The sequence below is a fragment of the Halobacillus sp. genome (assembly GCF_049282395.1).
Taxonomy (GTDB): domain Bacteria; phylum Bacillota; class Bacilli; order Bacillales; family Halobacillaceae; genus Halobacillus.
This window is the reverse complement of record NZ_JBAPTY010000350.1, coordinates 1-1785: the sequence shown is the minus strand read 5'-3', so window position 1 is coordinate 1785 and position 1785 is coordinate 1. Positions and strand designations below refer to the sequence as shown.

Below are 1785 nucleotides of genomic sequence, written 5' to 3'. Positions count from 1 at the left end.
AAAAGGAAAGGGAGGGGTTGTAGTTAAGCTGCATCGGTATCTCCATTGTCATTGGATTTTGATCTCATGCCGATGAAGAACAGGATAGCGATTAGAGCAAGAACCAATACCATCACGATTGCGTTGGACTGGACAAGATTGATCAGATTACCAAGTACAATTCCTACTAGACCAAAGTCTGCATCTCCGAACGTCGTTCCCTGAAATCCTAGGGATCCGAGTACCGGAAGCAATAGGGCTGGAAGGAAACTGATCATAACACCGTTCGCCATCGAGCCGAAGATGGCTCCTTTACGTCCACCGGTGGCGTTACCGAAGACTCCGGCAGCAGCACCTGTGAAGAAGTGAGGGACAAGCCCTGGCACGATTACTTTTAATCCTAATAAAGGTAAGAACAGCATACTCACAAGTCCGGCAACGAAGCTGAATAGGAAACCGATGATTACAGCATTACCGGCAAATGGGAAGATGGCCGGGCAATCAAGTGCTGGTTTGGCATTCGGGACGATTTTATCAGCAATCCCTTTAAAGGCTGGGACAATTTCTCCAAGAAGCATACGTACACCAGCTAAGATGATATATACGCCGGCAGCAAAGGTAAGACCCTGCATAAATGCGAAGACCATGAAGTTCTGTCCGCCGCTTAATTCCGTTTCAACGAAAGCTGGGCCGGCTGCGCCTGCCACAACAAAGAACAGGATAACCATGGTTAAGGATACGGAAACGGATGTGTCTCTTAGAAAACCTAGAGATTTTGGTACTTTGATATCTTCCGTTGATCTTGATCCTTTCCCGACAGCCTTACCGACTAGAGAGGACACTAAATAACCAATGGAACCAAAGTGGCCGACTGCAAAGTCATCGGAACCGGTAATTTTTCGTGTGAAAGGTTGAAGCATGGCTGGTGAAAGAACCATTAATGTTCCGAGAATCACTGAACCGAAGATAATAAGAGTGGCGCCGGAAAACCCGCCTGTGTTTAGTATGACAGCGATTAAGCAGGCCATAAACATGGTATGGTGTCCGGTCAGGAAGATATATTTAAAAGGGCTGAACCTGGCAAGCAGGATATTGACAATCATACCGAACAACATAATCATCGCGGTCTCTGTACCGAAGCTTTCCTGGGCAAGCGCGACGATCGCTTCATTGTTCGGGATGACCCCTTCCACAGCGAAAGCTTTGTCGAACATACTGCTGAATTGTCCCAGGGACTGGACGAGTACATTCGCCCCAGCCCCGAGGATAACAAAGCCCATCACCGTTTTAAGGGTTCCGGAAACGACATCTCCCGAGTTTTTACGTTGCACAAGGAGTCCGATTAAGGCGAATAGACCGACCAGGATGGCAGGGGTACCTAAGATGTCCTTCATTAATAAATCAATCATGTTATCGCTCCTTCTTTTGGTGTAGTAGACTTATATGTTTTGTTCTAAAGCTTCACGGAGCTCATTTTTATCCATAAGGTTTTTCAGTTTCACGACGTTCTTGCTGCCATCATCCAAACTACCGACAATATCCTCAGAACCTAGGAAGAGATCCGCTTGTTCCGATTTGGCGGTTGTTAAATCGGTGTGGGAAACTTCTGCTTCTTTGCCAAGTTCCTTCAGTGCTGCTTTCACGTTCATTTCCACAATCATGCTGCTGCCTAGTCCATTTCCACATACTACTAATACTTTTTTCATTTTAAATTCCTCCTCAAATTTTTTATCCTTCTACGGATTGGTTGATAATTTCAAGAACGGTTTCCTGATCATCCGCTGCAATTAGCTTATCCACATTGTC

At 45.8% G+C, this 1785-nt stretch carries 2 protein-coding genes; both read right to left on the bottom strand.

Annotated elements, in window-relative coordinates; all coding sequences use genetic code 11:
* Positions 1-23: 23 nt before the first annotated feature.
* Complete coding sequence (locus WAM07_RS14795) at positions 24-1388, bottom strand: PTS ascorbate transporter subunit IIC (RefSeq protein WP_422168062.1); 1365 nt, start codon at positions 1386-1388, stop codon at positions 24-26.
* Positions 1389-1418: 30 nt separating this feature from the next.
* Positions 1419-1685, bottom strand: a complete 267-nt coding sequence (locus WAM07_RS14790) for a PTS sugar transporter subunit IIB (RefSeq protein ID WP_014644573.1) — start codon at positions 1683-1685, stop codon at positions 1419-1421.
* Positions 1686-1785 lie beyond the last annotated feature (100 nt).